Genomic DNA, 16,808 nt, shown 5'->3' on the forward strand with positions numbered 1-16,808 from the left:
ATCATAGCAGAGCTTTTTTGGTAAAAACTAAACTGCAAGAACCAATCGACCGGATTATTCCCTTATTTCGACGTAATAAAAATAGCAATAATTCCGAAGTTTTTACAAAAATTTTTACAAATATTTTCTAAATAAAAATATCAGCATTTATAGGAATCGAAGTATAGATTAGGACGTTAAATGAACAGCAAAATTAACTATCAATACGAAAATTGTCGATTGCGATCGCACCCAACTGTTTCAGAGTTGCTTTCTGTGCCTCAGTTAATCCTGTCACTCCAGTGATATTCATGGCTTCGTAGAGTCTCGGAGCTCTGAGAATTTTCAGGCACTTGCCCGTCTTAGTGTCCCAAAGCCTCACGGTTTGGTCTTGAGAGCCACTAGCTATAATTTGACCATCCCCACTAAAGGCAACAGAAGAGACCAGATGGGTATGTCCGGTGCAAGTGTGGCAGCATTCCCCTGTGGAAACATCCCACACCTTGACAGTTTGGTCGTGAGAGCCGCTAGCGATAGTGTTGCCATCGGGACTGAATGCCACGGAAAAGACCCAATTGTTGTGTCCGCGTAATAGTTTAGAGCATTGACCCGTACTCAAATCCCAGAGGCGTACCGTTTCGTCTGTACTACAACTGGCCAGGATAGTATCCTTAGGACTGAAAGCGACGGATTTGACCCGATTACCATGTCCCTGTAACGTTTTCAAGCATTCCCCTGTGCTGACATCCCACAGCCTCACCGTTTGGTCTGTATTGCTACTGGCCAAGGTTTTACCATCACTACTGAAAGCCACTGACCAGATCTGATTAGTATGTCCTTCCAAAGTGCTGACGCAGTGACCAGTACGCTGATCCCAAAGCCTCACCGTTTGGTCAGCACTGCCACTGGCTAGGGTTTTCCCATCACCACTGAAAGTGACCGAATAGATCCAATCAGTATGTCCGTGCAAAATCTTTAAGCATTCTCCCGTCTTGATATCCCACAGCCTGATTGTTTCGTCTCTACTGCTACTAGCTACGGTTTTACCGTCACTACTAAAGGCCACTGAACACACGTGAGCAGTATGTCCGTGCAAAATACTGATACAGCGATCGCTATGATAATCCCATAGTCTGACTGTATTATCGTTACTGCCACTAGCCAAAGTTTTACCATCAGGACTGAAAGCCACTGGAAATACCCAATCAGTACTTCCCTGCCAAGTTTTCAAGCATTGACCAGTGCCCCAATCCCAAAGTCTGACAGTTTGATCTAAACTCACACAGACTAGGGTGTTACCTTGAGGGCTAAACGCCAAAGAAAAGATCTGATTAGTATGTCCATGCAAGGTTTTCAGGCAAATACCAGTATGGTAATCCCATAACCTGACAGTATGGTCGCCACTACCAGTAGCTAGGGTTTTGCCGTCAGTGCTAAAAGCCACTGAGTAGACTCCACTACTATGTCCGGTGTGAGTACTAACACAGCTACCAGTGCTAGCATCCCACAGTCTGACAGTGTGGTCATTACTGCCACTAGCTAGGGTTTTGCCATCAGTGCTAAAAGCAACTGAGCGTACTCCACTGGTATGTCCAGTACAAGTTCTAACCCAACTACCAGTGCTAGCATCCCAGAGTTTGACAGTGTGGTCATCACTGCCACTGGCTAGGGTTTTGCCATTAGTACTAAAAGCCACTGATCTCACACAACCGGTATGTCCAGTAAAGGTATTAAGGCATTCAGCCGTGTCACCATCCCAGAGTCTGACAGTGTGGTCGCTACTACCACTAATCAGGGTATTACCTTGAGGATTAAAAGCAACTGAGAACACTTCATCAGTATGTCCAGTACAAGTTTGTAAGCACCTGCCATCACTGACTTGCCATAACTTTACGGTATGGTCACCACTACCACTGGCTAAGGTTTTACCATCCCCACTAAACGCAACAGAGCGTACCCAATTAGTGTGACCCTCACAGATTACCAGTAGTTTACCAGTTTGCACATGCCATAGGCGAATCTGAAAATCTGTATCACAGATTGCCAACATCCTCCCATCTGGACTAAATGCTGCCGATAACATATTCCCTAGGGTTTCAGTAAACACTGAGCCAGCCAAGTCACAGCCAGCGAAATTGACATTATGTAATGTCAGTCCCTGTAGGTTGGCTTGCCAAACTGTCAGGCCAGAAAAGTCATAACCGTTTAAATCAATCTGTAATTGAGTAAGTAAATTAATAGTATTACCACTGACATATCCCATCTGGAGAGTAGATTTTTTAACCCCAGGAGTCGGGGTGCGCAGCCTTGATAGGATTTCCAGGAGATGATTTTCCAGCTGTGTTGTAGAACCAAAACTAGAGAGTAATTTCTCAATAATCGGTTCGATAATCAGACAGACTTGAGCATCCCGAACATAGTCAGGGGCGCTGGCTTTGACTAGGCAGTGAGTGCGGAAGATAGCGATATTTTGACTAATAATCTCTTCAGGAATCTGCTTGATGAGTCGATTAATCATGTATTCCATGACTACAGGTTGTTGGGTAAACCCAGTTGAAGTTTTCTCAATCAATGACCGCCGTTGTAGAGAGCCTACAGCTTCTAAAATATCCGTAGCGCATAGGTAGCAGACAAAGTCTTCTTGCAGTTCTTCAAGAGAAATGGGTTCCCGATTGATAGCTAGCCAGTACATCAGTTCCTTTTCTGTGGAGGTAAGGCGCTGAAAGTGCCGATCTAGTAAATCCCTAATATCATCAAAAATGAATGAGCCTTCCTTTAAAAAATCCAGAAACTGAGCAATATTGCTATCAAAAAAGTCTCTGACTGCACAGGCTACCATCTTTAAGGCTAAAGGATTTCCCGCATAACGCTCAATTAGGGTCATCCATTGGGTGTCATCGCCAATAAAATTTCCCTTTTCCTTAAATATTTCCTGTCCGTGGGTTTCTGGTAAACCTTTGAGTGGGAAGCAGCGAACGGGTAAGGCTTCCCCCTCCAGAAGGGTCAAGTCTTGAGGTGCCTCCCGGGAGGTCATCACTAGGCAGCTGTTGTGGGAGGTTTCCCCAATAGTTCTGAGTAGCTCACCGTATCCAGCGTATCCCTCTCGATAGCCACCGGTGCGAGAACCACTTTCGAGGATCGATTCGGTATTATCAAGAAGCAGCAGGCAACGGGCCGTCTGTAAATACTGAATCAATCGCAAAATTTTGCCATCCACAGAGGAAGGTAAATTCGTTTCCTGCTGCACAGACAGAAATTGAATCATGTCTGCCAGGACTTCCTCTAGGGGCGGAGCATTGCGTAGACTGCGCCAAATCACAAACTCAAATTTATCCTGTAGCAGATGGGCTAACTTCACAGCCAAGGTAGTTTTGCCAATTCCCCCCATCCCTAGAAGTGCCACCAGGCAGCAGTTGTCCTGTAGAATCCATTCCTGTAGAGTATTCAGTTCCTGCATCCGACCGTAGAAACTCCTCGGTTCTGGAGCTCCACCCCAATCAAGATGTCCAATTCCAGCCAGAGCAGTTGTCGATAGCGCTGTTAGCTCCATCTGATCTATCTCAATCTCATCCGGCTCAACTACCTTTTCCCAATCAAGACCTACAGCGCGACAAATGGCAATGAAGGTGTCAGTACGAATTGACTGTCTCCCCCAAAATCGGTTTAAGGTTGCCCTAGAGGTAAATGCACTGGTATACCAAGCTACCGCTGTTTTGTTCCATCTTTTCTGACGTCTAGCTTGGTCTACTAATTTAAGTCCTGATTCAGATGCTCGCACGGAATTCATCATAACTCCACTATCTTGCTTTGCTTAACCCCCAATCCATGGGGTCGATCGCTATGGCACCATCCCTAATCCAGCCATCACTATACCTAAATCTTTAATCTATGGGTGACCAAAAAGCCGCGCAATGTATAAATGTTATGGAAAGTTATGGAATTAGTTAGGGAAGGTTAACTAAGAGGGAATCTGAGGTAAAAATGAGAAAAATCTCAGAAACACAGCATAACTGAAACCACTGAGACAAAAACTGAGACAAACCTGTTTAAATTCTATGCTAGCAGAACTGGTTGTAAAGCTACAGTTCCCGACTCCCGACTCCCGACTCCCGACTCCCGACTCCCGACTCCCAACTCCCGACTCCCTGATCCGAAGTGCCCTTTGCTATATCAGTTATCCTGTTGAGTTCAACCTGAGGGAAATCTAAGAAATTCCTGAGATTACTCTAAAAAAAACCAGATAACTCACTTTAGTTCCAGTTACTAAGACAAAAACTGAGGCAAAAACTGAGACTTTCGGTTTGTGAGTGTCAGGCACGATAGAAATATCGAGATTGAGCTAAGTGCCATGAAACACTAAAAGTTAGTTTTCCAACACTTAGTTCGATAGGAATCTAAGATTTTGGAAAACACCACATCATGTAATCGAGTCAAAAGGAGTCTGTTATGTCTCTTGGTAAAAATTATCGTTTGGCAAGAATTCTCAAAGGATTAGACAACTATTTTATAGTCCCAATTGACCATGGGTTTACACTGGGTCCGGTTAGTGGTCTGGCAAAAGTTCATCAATTCATCAGATCGTTACCGGAGAAAACCATTAGTGCAATTGTTGCTCATCAAGGGATAGCTCGGGCAATCCATCCAGGTTTAATTCAGAAAGATATATCGTTAATTTTGCATCTTTCTGGGTCAACTAACCTATCTCCCGATCCATCTTCCAAACATCTAGTCAGTAGTGTTGAACAAGCCATTAAGCTTGGTGCAGATGGAGTTTCAATTCACGTTAATCTTGGGGCCAACGATGAATATCGTATGCTCAAAGATTTCAGCCAAATATCAGCAGCCTGTCATCAATGGGGTATGCCATTGCTAGCAATGGTTTATGCACGAGGAGAGAAGATTAAAAATGAGTACGATGCAGATGCGATCGCTCACTCAACCAGATTGGCCTGGGAGCTAGGAGCAGATATTGTCAAGGTCAACTACACTGGCGATGTTCAATCCTTCAGACAAGTTGTTAATGCCGTTGACATCCCTGTTATCGTTGCCGGAGGAGCAAAGAGTAATGCAGATAGCTCGATCTTATCGATGATCAAAGATGCCATCAGGGCTGGCGGTAAAGGCGTTGCTGTTGGTAGAAATATATTTCAACACAGTAATCCCTCATTCATTTCTCAAGAAATTGCCAAAGTTATCACTAATCCCTATCAGTTTACTATCAAGGAGGTAGCGTAATGAAATTATCTTGGTTAGACCTCAGAAGCTTTAATGATGTTGACTATAAAGCGCTGTGTGGATCTCTAAATTCTGATATCAATGGAGTGGTGGTTGATTCATCAAGTCCAGTCATGGATTGTCATGACTCTATCTCTCGCATTGCTTTTGTAGACAGCCCAGAAGAAGCAGAAGGATGTATCGATAAAGCCGAAATAGTACTGTTTGATCATTCCTGGTATTCTGAAATAACTACTCAACCAGAAACGTACAAATCTAAAGCAGAAATAGGATTTTTTGTTCATGTGACCGATGACGAAACCTTACAAACTGCTTGTAAGATCGCTAGACAAGAAAAATGGGCTGTCATCTATTTTAAAGACCCCACAAAAATTCCTCTAGAGATTGTTTTAGCCTCAGCAGACAACACGGATGGGCAAATAATTACCGTTGTCAAAGATATTGAGGAAGCAGAAATTGTCCTGGGGGTCTTAGAAAAAGGGTCACATGGAGTCATGCTAACCCCTAACGGGATTATCGATGCCAGGGAGCTTGGGCAGCTGTGTCGTAAGGCCAACAATTTGGAAGTTTCACTGGAAGAACTTGAAGTAACAAAAATTTCCCATATTGGCATGGGAGAGCGGGCTTGTGTAGATACTTGTTCTAACTTTGCCAAAGATGAAGGTATACTCATTGGTTCTTATTCCCAAGGAATGATTTTAGTTAGCAGCGAGACCCATCCACTGCCCTACATGCCAACTCGTCCTTTCCGAGTCAATGCTGGTGCTATACATTCTTATTTAGTGTCTAGTGTTAGTCAAACTAATTATCTTAGTGAGCTGAGTTCAGGACACAAAGTATTAGGGGTAAATTGTGATGGCAAGGCACGAGAAATAGTTGTAGGCAGGATGAAGATAGAAGTTCGTCCCCTACTCAGTATCGATGCAGTGTCTCAATCGGGAATTCCGGTAAATGTGATTGTTCAAGACGATTGGCATGTAAGAGTTCTTGGACCTGGTGGTAAAGTCCTGAATGTCACAGAATTGAAGCCTGGCGATAAGCTGCTTGGTCATACTGCGCCTAGTGGACGGCATGTTGGGCTTCCAGTAAAAGAGTCTTGTCTGGAAAAGTAAATAATATCATGTCCGGGAGTATCGATTACCAAAGAAACAACGACAAATAACACTATCGCCCACAACCGGACACGATATCACTTCCTTGGAAACAATCAACATGTATTAGCAAGTAAGAGGGGATTTAAGAATGAGTACATTACTTAGCTTAAATGACTATAAGCAAAACCAAAATAGGCAGAGTGAATCGACCTTAAGTTTTAGAGACAATAACTCAAGTAACCTTGAGGGAGAATCCTACTCTCAAGTTTGGGTTAAAGCCCCTGATATCCCTAACTCGATTCATTGTGAAGAAGCTCTTATTTTATGTCGGCAATCTGAGAATACCTGGCTAGCTTGGATTCCCGATTATGGTGAGATTATTTTGTCTGATAGTGAACTTGCAAATTTGATTTAAATTTTCAAAAATAATCGGCATTATCGGCATTACATTATCTGTTAGGTATTATAAATTATATTTCGACACGACTTTGGATTTAAGCTCATGAACATTAACCCAACTATTTTGCCATTGTACGAAAGAATTAAGTTATTCCTGTCTAAGAAATTAGGATGTGGTAACTTCCTCCATTACTCTGTTACTAATAACCATTATCGAAACAATGATTTTTTGTTTTTAGAAAAACCTTTTAAAACATTCACAGGAGAGACGATCAACAGTTTTAGTTTATCTTCCTTAAAAGATGTTGTTGATAACTATGCCTCTTGGTACAGGAAATCTGGTATTCGTGAGAATGATCCTGTTGCTATCTATTTAGACGATGGAATCGGTTACTTTATCCATTACTTAGCACTAAACAACCTCGGTGCTATTCCAGTTTTGGTAAACGGTCGTATGGATCCTGATATTGCTGCTGACTTTATCAGGCGTGTTGGTGCCATTGGTTTATATTCTGATCAGAAGCACCTCGATAGTATTAGTGGCTACGTCAAAACTAATGACTCATTAAAGTTTATTGCCACAGATGTCAACAATACAGCTGTTCAAAGCTCAGAGATAGAGCTTCCCCAGTGGTATCCATATTCTCCTACAGATTCTCATCCAATTATGATCTGTCATTCCTCTGGTACTACTGGAAAGCCTAAGCCAGTGATATTTGGGCATCAACAGTTTTTCTTTGGCAAACGAATTCGGCTGCTAAATTTCCCAGCTAGTCAATCCGATAAGTTTTTGTTTGCCTTACCTAGTTCACATTCAGCGGGAATTAGCTACTTTATGACAGTAACCTTACTGGGGTTACCCACTATGGTTTTGTCGGATTTATCTGGTAATAATGCTATTACTCAAGCTAAAAAACTTAAACCGACTATAGTAGCAGCTTTTCCACAAACCTATGCCGACATGGCTTCCCAGGCTTTAGAAAAAGACCAATTGAGTTCTGTAAAAATGTGGATTAATACGGGAGATGCTGCCCATGAAGCTCATATCAGGACTCTGGTAAATGCCGGGAATTCTAAATCAGTCTTTATTGATGGTCTAGGTGCTTCAGAACTCGGCATGGCTTTGTTTAATAAAGTCTCTAGTCGCCAGACAAGCTTGTATAATCGATATATGGGTAAGCCACGCAGTTTTGTAAAAGCTGTAGTATTAGATGAGGAGGGAAATCTACTGCCACCCTATCAGGTAGGTTTCCTGGGTATTAAATCTCCAACTATTACACCAGGCTATTGGAATGATTCTAACCGCACCCTCAAAAGTTATAAACAAGGGTACTGGATTAGTGGGGATTTGGCTTATTATGATCAGGATAATAAATTTTTTCACGTGGATCGTTCCGTTGATGCTATTCAGTGCGCTAGGGGCTTAGTCAATACGTTACCCATCGAGGAATTAATTTTGAAGAACAACTCAGCTGTTGCTGATTGTACAATAATTGGGGTTCCTAAGGAAAAAGGCTTCGATGGTTTGGTGGCTTTTATCAAGCTGAAAGCACAAGAAAGTATTAAAGCATCAGCTCTGATTACTGCTATCAATCATCAGCTATTGTATAACAATTTGGAACCATTGTCTTTCTTAGAAATTGTTAGTAATCTTCCTGTCGGTTCAACAGGAAAAGTCCTGAAAAGGAAGCTTCGCGAGCAATATCAGGATATCCTAATTTGTGCTGAGCATAACTTAGATAGTAAAGGGCTTTATGATTTTGCTTATGCACAGCTAACTAAAGTTCCAGTTAGGTCTTAGATTTTTTATAATTCACTGAACATTTTTTACTAAAATAAACTAGAAGGAGACTAGTCAATGGAAGCGGTTACTAAACAGCTGGTACCGGACAAACTACTGGAATTGGGGTTTGCTTTCTCGGCATCTAAGACATTCTTAAGTGCAGTGGAACTGGGAGTATTTACTGAACTGGCTCAGAGTTCTATGACTGCTGCTGAATTGACTGAAAAACTAGCACTTCATCCCCGTAGTGCGCGAGATTTTTTGGATGCACTAGTTGCCTTAAAAGTGTTAGAATTTTCTGATAACGGTTACAGTAACACTCCTGAAAGTGATTTGTTTCTTGACCGCTCCAAGCCTTCCTATATCGGTGGTTACCTAGAGATGTACAACAACCGTCTCTATCAATTTTGGGGTTCATTAACAGAAGGGTTACGGAGCGGTCAACCCCAGAATGAAGCCAAAAATGGAGAAGACTTTTTCGGCACCCTTTACAGGGACCCTGCCCGCCTAAAACTCTTTCTGGAAGCAATGTCTGGGGTCAGTATGGGAGTAGCTAAGGCGATCGCTGAAAAATTTCCCTGGGAGAACTTCCAGACTTTTATCGATATCGGTACCGCTCAAGGGCAGTTACCAGTAACCGTTGCCCTAAGTCACCATCATTTACAAGGAGGTGGGTTCGACTTGCCAGTGGTTCGCCCAATTTACGAGGAATATGTTGCTTCCAGAGGACTTAGCCAGCGATTACACTTCCATGGTGGTGACTTTTTCCAGGATATGCTGCCTAGTGCTGATGTTTTGGTGATGGGACAAATCCTCCATGACTGGAATCTAGAACAAAAGCACCTGTTAATTGCCAAAGCCTACGAAGCACTCCCGACCGGTGGTGCATTGATTGTTTACGACGCACTAATCGACGATGAGCGCTGCCAGAACAAGTTTGGGTTACTCATGAGCCTAAATATGCTGATCGAGACCTTTGGGGGTTTCGACTATACAGGAGCAGACTGCTGTGCTTGGATGGACAAAGTAGGATTCAAAGACACTTACACTAAACCTCTTGTAGGAGCTTACTCAATGGCAGTAGGCATCAAATAATCCAATTACAGGTTAGCAGGTTAGCAGGTTAGCAGGTTTAAGGTTATCAGGTTGAAGGTTAGCAGGTTATCAGGTTGAAGGTTAGCAGGTTAGCAGGTTATCAGGTTACAGGTTAGCAGGTTAGCAGGTTAGCAGGTTATCAGGTTATCAGCTGATCAGGTTAGAGTTTACAGGTTACAGGTTACTAGGTTACCAGGTTAAAGGTTATATTCTGAACCTTGGCCTTTCGGCCACGCTACGCGAACAACCTTCAACCTTCAACCTTCAACCTCCAACCTCCAACCTTCAACCTCCAACCTTCAACCTTCAACCTCCAACCTTCAACCTTCAACCTTCAACCTTCAACCTTCAACCTTCAACCTCCAATCAAACAGGCAAACAACCTTCAACTTAAGATGACGCATATTCTTCACATTGATGCGAGTCCCCGTGGCGATCGCTCTATTTCTCGGCAATTGTCTAATCGGTTTATTCAAACTTGGAAGTCTTTCTATCCAGACGACACTGTCAGCTATCGAGATTTAGGTCATAATCCTGTGCCCCATGTTGATGAAAAGTGGATTGCTGCAGCATTTTGTCCTCCCGAAAAACGCACTACTGAATTAGTAGAGGCAATTAAAGTATCAGATACTTTGGTGGATGAATTTTTAGCAGCCGATCGCTATGTTTTTGGCATTCCCATGTACAACTTCAATGTTCCATCTACCTTCAAAGCATATATCGATCAAATTTTTCGATTTAATCGCACCTTTACCTTTGACGAACCTGGTCAATATCGGGGCTTAGTTCCTAAGGGAAAGAAAATGCTAATTTTTACAGCTCGTGCCGGTACTTTCTCTCCAGGAAGCCCTATTGCTGATTACGATTATCAGGAACCTTTTTTACGGGCTATATTTGGAGTACTTGGCATTACAGATATCACGTTTATTCATGCCGAGAAACTAGATTTAGGGGAAGAAGCCCGTCAGCAATCTTTGGCCAATGCCCGTGCTGAGCTTGAGAAAGCAGTAGAAACCTGGTAAGGTCTCACGCATTTAAATTGTAAAGGTCGGCTGATGGGGAGATGGGGAGATGGGGAGATGGGGAGATGGGGAGATGGGGAGATGGGGAGAGGGTAGACCGGCTTTTTCAGAAGTGGATCGGACTGAAATTTAAATGGATATGGCGGTTTGTATAACTATCAGGTAGACAAGATTGTTTTCCCTCTTACCTCTTACCTCTTACCTGCTCCCTGCTCCCTGCTCCCTGCTCCCTAAAAACCCATAAATTTGCACCTAATTGAATTGCAAACCGCTGTATTAGCTTAATCAATTAAAACGTCAACTTTTGTAAGTTTACCAACCAATTTAGGTATGGAAATGGAAACAAGATTGGAACTAAATAAAGTTGAACCAGCAGCTTATCTAGCCATGAATTATTTGGAAAAATATGTGAATAAAAGTGGGTTAGATAAAACACTGATAAAGTTGATAAAAATTCGTGCTTCTCAACTGAATAAATGTGCGTTTTGTATCGATATGCATACAAAAGAAGCCAGAAGTAATGGAGAAACAGAACAACGAATTTATGCCCTAAATGCTTGGCAAGAAGCGCCGTTTTTTAGTCCAGAAGAGCGGGCTGTATTAGAGCTAACTGAAGCAGTAACTCTGATTTCAGAGAATCAGGTACCGAATTCAGTTTATGAAGAGGTAAGTCGCTATTTTTCAGAAACTGAAATCGCTAAAATTTTGATGGCTATTGTCACGATAAATGGTTGGAATCGTATTGCTATTACTACAAAAATGATTCCAGGTGCCTATTAGAGGGTGTGTAAGCTATCAGCTAATGCGCTACGCGCACGCTACGCGAACAGCTATCAGCTATTAGCTATCAGCCAAATAAGTTTATTTTAAGCTGACCGCTGACGGCTGACGGCTGACTGCTGACTGCTGACTGCTTACAGAGGCTGTTTGTCAATAAAATGTGCTTTCTTGTTATTCAAATCTAACTAAAGAGGTAGCTTAAACCATGACTAATAGTACAGCATTGAAAACATCAGTTTGTATTTTAGGTTCAGGTCCAGCTGGGATTGTAGTTGGTAATATCCTGCTACAAAATGGGATTGATTGTATCATTGCGGATAGATACAACCGCGAAGAAATATATACGAAGGCGCGGGCCGGTGTGCTGGAAAGCACCACAGTTGACCTACTCAAAAAACATGGTCTAGCGGATACAATTCTCCAAAATGGCTATACCCATGATACCTGTGAATTTCGTTACCCTGATTACAGCGTTGTCTTTGATTACGGCAAGTTAGCTGATGGGGATGTCCATTACATTTATCCCCAAAGCGATCTCAATGACGATCTGATTCAAAGATATCTGGATGCAGGTGGTAAGTTATTGTTACGCCATGAGGGGAAAAAAATTACTCAAACCGATGACGGCGTCATTGTTGAGTGTTACGATAAAGATGGTGACACCACCATCACGATTCATGCTGATTTTGTAGCAGGGTGTGATGGCTATCATGGAATCTCGCGCCAATCAATTCCAGACGGAGCGGTAGACATCTACACAAAACAGCATCCCTACGGCTGGCTGGCAATTTTAGCTTACGCACCACCTTCTGCAAAACATGTCATCTATGGCTTGCATCATGATGGCTTTGGAGCTCACATGCCGCGCAATAGCAAGATTTCTCGTTACTATTTACAAGTTCCACTCCATGATGAGGTTACAAATTGGCCTGATCAACGCATCTGGAGTACCTTGGCCAAGCGTCTGGCGAAAAAGGGATGGACCTTGAAAGAAGGGGAAATCTTTGACAAGCGGATTTTATCCATGCGCAGTTATGTTATGGAGCCGTTACAGTACCAACGGTTATTGATAGCTGGTGATGCGGGTCACATTATTACACCTTGCGGTGGGAAAGGTTTAAATCTGGCGGTACAGGATGCGGGTGTTCTCGGAGAAGTATTGGTAAGTTACTACCAGGAAAAACGGGATATTTCTTACCTAAAACGCTACTCGGAAATTCGTTTGCCCTATATTTGGCGTGCTCAAGAATTCTCTTGTTCGATGTTGCATATGCTGCATAAGTCTGAAGACAAGGATGTAGACAATGTCCGTTTCTTCAATAAGTTGAGTGAATCGAAATTGAAGCAATTGTCTACATCGGTGACATTTGCCAGAGATTTTGCCAGAAACTATGTCGGTATTATTTAGCAAAGGGAGTAGGGAGTAGGGAGTAGGGAGTAGGGAGTAGGGAGTAGGGAGTAGGGAGTAGGGAACACAGAACAAAGTTCTCAGAATTCATTGAGGATCGCTATCTGAGAGGTATACAGAATTTTTTTCCTGTCTTGATGAATTGCCTCACTATTATCTCTTCTCTGTTCCCTGTTTCCTGTTCCCTGTTCCCTAAAACCGAAGACTTTGTGCCTCAACCGATTAAAAAAATATACAGGTTATTAAGGAGACCAATCATGAAGATTATCGAAATGCAAAATTATAAGAGTTTCGACTATTACACTCAGCTGGAAGAAAAACTTAAACCAAGCCGTATGGATCTGATCAATCACCCGCTTTACCAACAGTTAGATGATTTGGTATCTCTACAGATATTTATGGAGTCTCACGTGTTTGCTGTTTGGGATTTCATGTCTCTGATTAAGACTCTTCAACACCGAGTCACTTGCTTGGATGTACCTTGGGTGCCACCGACAGATATTAATTCTGCCAGGATGGTCAATGAGATTGTTTTAGCTGAAGAGACTGATGAAGTCTCACCAGGAAATTACATCAGTCACTATGATCTATATATGGTGGCGATGACAGAGATTGGGGCTGATACTAATCCAATTAAAACGTTTATATATTCTCTTAGAAAAGGTATTCCATCTGAGCAAAGTCTAGCCTCTATTTCGATACCTGAATTAACCAAAACGTTTGTGAAATTAACCTTGGAAACTACGACTAAGTCAACCCATGAAGTAGCTGCAGCTTTTCTACTAGGTCGAGAAGATATCATTCCTGCTATGTTCAGACAGGTTATTGCTACTTTAGATAGTCTTTATGGATTTACTTGGGATTCTTTGCGTCTCTATCTAGACAGGCATAATTTTCTGGATGAGGATCAACATGTTCCGATGGGGAAAAAACTCTTAAAAAATCTTTGTGGTGATGATCCTGTAAAGTGGGAGCAAGCTTTCAACTCTGCTGAGAATGCTCTCAAAGCACGCTATGCTCTATGGGATGGTGTAGCTGAGTTGATTCAGCTCAACAAAGAGAATGATATAGCGCTGCTTGAGATGTAATAAGGCGGTTTGCAATTGCTGTTAGGTACAAAGTTCTGGGTTTTTAGGGAACAGGGAACAGGGAACAGGGAACAGGGAAAACAATCCTGTGTACCTAATAGTTATGCAAACCGCCATAGTTAACAGGGAACTTCGGAACAGGGAAGGGTCATCGAACTCAGGTTATTATAGGGCTCAATAGCTCTTTCATACTGTTCCCTTGTCCGAAGTTTACTGTTACTTGTTTATAGTAATACTATTTTCCTAGTAAATCATTATATTAGCCATTACTAAAGCAATAAAAAAAAATTTTTTTTTATTTAAATCAATTTAAAATTAATACTTTATATGAGGCTAGATCATGCTAATCATCCAAAAGTATGGTGGTACGTCGGTTGGATCAGTTGAAAGAATTAAAGCAGTTGCCCGGCGGGTGAAGCAAACAGTCCAAAATAATAATACTGTGGTGGTAGTGGTTTCGGCGATGGGTAAAACCACTGATGACTTGCTCAGTTTATCGAAGGCAGTCTCGACTAATCCCAGTGCTCGGGAGATGGATATGCTTCTGTCTACTGGAGAACAAGTATCAATTGCTTTGCTGAGTATGGCATTGCAGGAATTGGGACAACCGGCTATTTCTTTAACTGGGGCACAAGTAGGAATTATCACTGATGCTGAACACGGTCGTGCCAGGATTTGGGAAATTCAGCCAAAGCGAATTCAGCACTATCTTAATCAAGGAACAGTGGTAGTTGTAGCTGGATTTCAGGGTATGAGCAGTGGTGATAACTTTGAAATTACTACTCTAGGACGTGGCGGTTCAGATATATCAGCTGTGGCGTTAGGGGCTGCCTTAAAAGCAAATTTGTGCGAAATTTATACTGATGTTCCAGGCATTTTTACAACTGATCCTCGGATTGTACCAGAGGCACAATTAATCCCAGAAATTACTTGTGATGAAATGCTAGAGTTAGCGAGTTTAGGGGCAAAGGTGCTACATCCTAGGGCGGTAGAGATTGCTCGTAATTATGGGGTACCTTTGGTTGTACGTTCAAGCTGGAACAATGCACCAGGAACTAGGATAATTTCTCCGATGCCTAAACCTCGTTCTCTGAAAGGGTTGGAAATTAACAAGGCAGTATATGGAGTGGAATTGGAGACAAATCAAGTAAAAGTAGCCCGATGGCAAGGGCGGGATCGTTTAGGGGTAGCGGCAGGGTTATTTGATGAAATTGCTCGTGACAATCTCGATGTTAATCTGATGATTCAGTCAATTCAGGAGGACGATGGTAAAGATATTGCGTTGACCGTAGTGAACAGAGGTTTTGAACAAGGTGAGACTTTAGGAGCTGCAGCAAGTGAAACTAAACTCAAAGAGTTGATTACTTCTGCTTTATACAGGGATCCTTGGCAAGGGTCACAAGAGGTAGAAATGATGGTAGAGCAGAATATGGCAACAGTGGCAATTACTGGAACTGGTATGATTGGACGTCCTGGGGTTGCAGCTAAAATGTTTTCTACTCTAGCAGAGGCGGGAGTTAATATTGAGATGATTTCTACCTCTGAGTTGAAGATCACCTGTGTGATTAATGCTGAGGTATGCGATCGCGCTGTTGCTGCTTTGTGTCAGGCTTTTGAAATTGATCGTTCTGTAGTGCTCGGAGCTGATTCAATTCAGGAGTTTTCTACCGGTTCAAGCCCATCCCCAGTATGCGGTGCTGTGGTTGATCTCAACCAAGCTTGTATCACAATTCGCCATGTCAGAGATCAAGCGGGAATGGCAGCAAAAGTCTTTGGACGACTGGCACAAGAAAATATTAGTGTTGATATGATTATTCAGTCTCAACGCTGTCATAGCTTTAATGATATCCCCAGCTGTGATATTGCGTTTACGGTGGCTCAAGCTGATGCTGAAGCAGCATCCATGGCTTTAAAAGCGTTAGCACTAAGTATTGGTTGTGGGGAAATTCTAGTGGATACAGAAATCGCTAAAGTTAGTCTAGTTGGGGGTGGTATGGTGGCACAACCAGGGGTTGTGGCTCAGTTTTTTGAGGCATTAGCACAACAGCAAATAACTATTCAGATGATTACAAGTTCGGACACTAAAATTAGTTGTGTGGTTGCTCAAGAAGAAGGAGTTAAGGCTTTAAATGCGGTGCATAAGGGGAGCATCCCGGTGCTTAAAAACTATGCCCAAACCCTCAAGGGTTTGGCTACACCAGCAAAGCATAGCTACGCAGGCTAATAAGTAAGCTAATAAATCCGGCACAATTAAAGCTGACGGCTAAATACTGACAAAAATTAGGCAAAAATCAGGAGAAGACAATTATGATAAAACTTTATGATTACCAGCTATCTGGCAATTGCTACAAAGTGCGGCTAATGCTTTCACTACTTGGGTTAGAACACGAGACTGTCTGGGTTGACCTGGACAATGGTCAACACAAATCTCCAGAGTTTCTGGAATTGAATTCCTTTGGACAAGTGCCAGTTCTCACCGATGGAGATTTAATCTTTCAGGATGCCCAAGGTATTTTAGTATATCTAGCACGGCGCTATGGTAGCGAAGACTGGCTGCCTTTGGAGCCTGAAGCCATGAGTCGAGTGATGCGCTGGTTATCTACAACTGCAGGAGAGATTCGCCAGGGTCCAGAGTTTGCTAGACTTTATTACAAGTTTAATGTACAAACCGTTAACATCGAGGTAGCAACACAAAAGTCGGAAACTATCCTGACACTGCTCGACAACCACCTCAGTGATCGGGAATGGCTGGAACTGGGTCACCCCACAATTGCTGATATTGCTTGCTTCCCCTATGTTAGTCCCGCAACTAAACCCCAATAAATAGGTATAAAACAGTATTTAACTGTATAAAACCGACATTGACATTTTGCTAGCGCTAGAGTACACTTAAGATGTAGGACACAGTCAGTTAACAATGCCAAG

Annotated in this window: 13 protein-coding genes; 12 read left to right on the forward strand and 1 reads right to left on the reverse strand. The window is 42.5% G+C overall.

Annotated features, from left to right (window positions below; genetic code table 11):
* Positions 1 to 193: 193 nt before the first annotated feature.
* Positions 194 to 3,769, reverse strand: coding sequence for an NB-ARC domain-containing protein (locus F6K57_RS21200; RefSeq protein ID WP_293070514.1), 3,576 nt, complete (start codon positions 3,767 to 3,769; stop codon positions 194 to 196).
* A gap of 265 nt (positions 3,770 to 4,034) precedes the next feature.
* Between F6K57_RS21200 and F6K57_RS21205 the strand changes: the two genes are divergently transcribed.
* From F6K57_RS21205 to F6K57_RS21260, 12 genes are all read left to right on the forward strand, one after another.
* The gene (locus F6K57_RS21205) at positions 4,035 to 4,187 is read left to right on the forward strand and encodes a hypothetical protein (protein ID WP_293041116.1); all 153 of its coding nucleotides are present in this window, start codon (positions 4,035 to 4,037) and stop codon (positions 4,185 to 4,187) included.
* 238 nt (positions 4,188 to 4,425) lie between these two features.
* Positions 4,426 to 5,214 (forward strand): 2-amino-3,7-dideoxy-D-threo-hept-6-ulosonate synthase, encoded by a 789-nt coding sequence (locus F6K57_RS21210; protein ID WP_293070517.1) that lies wholly within the window; start codon positions 4,426 to 4,428, stop codon positions 5,212 to 5,214.
* Positions 5,214 to 6,326, forward strand: coding sequence for a 3-dehydroquinate synthase II family protein (locus F6K57_RS21215; RefSeq protein ID WP_293070519.1), 1,113 nt, complete (start codon positions 5,214 to 5,216; stop codon positions 6,324 to 6,326). The genes F6K57_RS21210 and F6K57_RS21215 overlap by 1 nt, the downstream gene beginning before the upstream one ends.
* Positions 6,327 to 6,456: 130 nt before the next feature.
* Entirely contained in the window at positions 6,457 to 6,723 is a 267-nt protein-coding gene (locus F6K57_RS21220) for a hypothetical protein (RefSeq protein ID WP_293022592.1), read from the forward strand.
* An 87-nt stretch (positions 6,724 to 6,810) separates the two neighbouring features.
* Positions 6,811 to 8,508 carry a class I adenylate-forming enzyme family protein gene (locus F6K57_RS21225; RefSeq protein ID WP_293022590.1) on the forward strand — a complete coding sequence of 566 codons (1,698 nt, stop codon included), beginning with the start codon at positions 6,811 to 6,813 and terminating at the stop codon, positions 8,506 to 8,508.
* Positions 8,509 to 8,565: 57 nt separating this feature from the next.
* A complete protein-coding gene (locus tag F6K57_RS21230; protein WP_293022587.1) occupies positions 8,566 to 9,585 on the forward strand; it encodes a methyltransferase in 1,020 nt (339 codons plus the stop codon).
* 218 nt (positions 9,586 to 9,803) lie between these two features.
* On the forward strand, positions 9,804 to 10,607 hold the full coding sequence (locus F6K57_RS21235) for an FMN-dependent NADH-azoreductase (protein ID WP_293022584.1): 804 nt from the start codon (positions 9,804 to 9,806) through the stop codon (positions 10,605 to 10,607).
* A 330-nt stretch (positions 10,608 to 10,937) separates the two neighbouring features.
* A complete protein-coding gene (locus F6K57_RS21240) occupies positions 10,938 to 11,387 on the forward strand; it encodes a carboxymuconolactone decarboxylase family protein (protein WP_293022581.1) in 450 nt (149 codons plus the stop codon).
* Positions 11,388 to 11,592: 205 nt separating this feature from the next.
* Positions 11,593 to 12,795, forward strand: coding sequence for a 4-hydroxybenzoate 3-monooxygenase (locus F6K57_RS21245; protein WP_293070522.1), 1,203 nt, complete (start codon positions 11,593 to 11,595; stop codon positions 12,793 to 12,795).
* 137 nt (positions 12,796 to 12,932) lie between these two features.
* Positions 12,933 to 13,883, forward strand: a complete 951-nt coding sequence (locus F6K57_RS21250; RefSeq protein ID WP_293070524.1) for a DUF3050 domain-containing protein — start codon at positions 12,933 to 12,935, stop codon at positions 13,881 to 13,883.
* A 340-nt stretch (positions 13,884 to 14,223) separates the two neighbouring features.
* Positions 14,224 to 16,107 carry an aspartate kinase gene (locus tag F6K57_RS21255; protein ID WP_293070526.1) on the forward strand — a complete coding sequence of 628 codons (1,884 nt, stop codon included), beginning with the start codon at positions 14,224 to 14,226 and terminating at the stop codon, positions 16,105 to 16,107.
* Positions 16,108 to 16,190: 83 nt separating this feature from the next.
* The gene (locus F6K57_RS21260) at positions 16,191 to 16,706 is read left to right on the forward strand and encodes a glutathione S-transferase family protein (RefSeq protein WP_293070528.1); all 516 of its coding nucleotides are present in this window, start codon (positions 16,191 to 16,193) and stop codon (positions 16,704 to 16,706) included.
* Positions 16,707 to 16,808: the final 102 nt, after the last annotated feature.

This window comes from Moorena sp. SIO4A5 (assembly GCF_010672005.1).
GTDB lineage: Bacteria > Cyanobacteriota > Cyanobacteriia > Cyanobacteriales > Coleofasciculaceae > Moorena.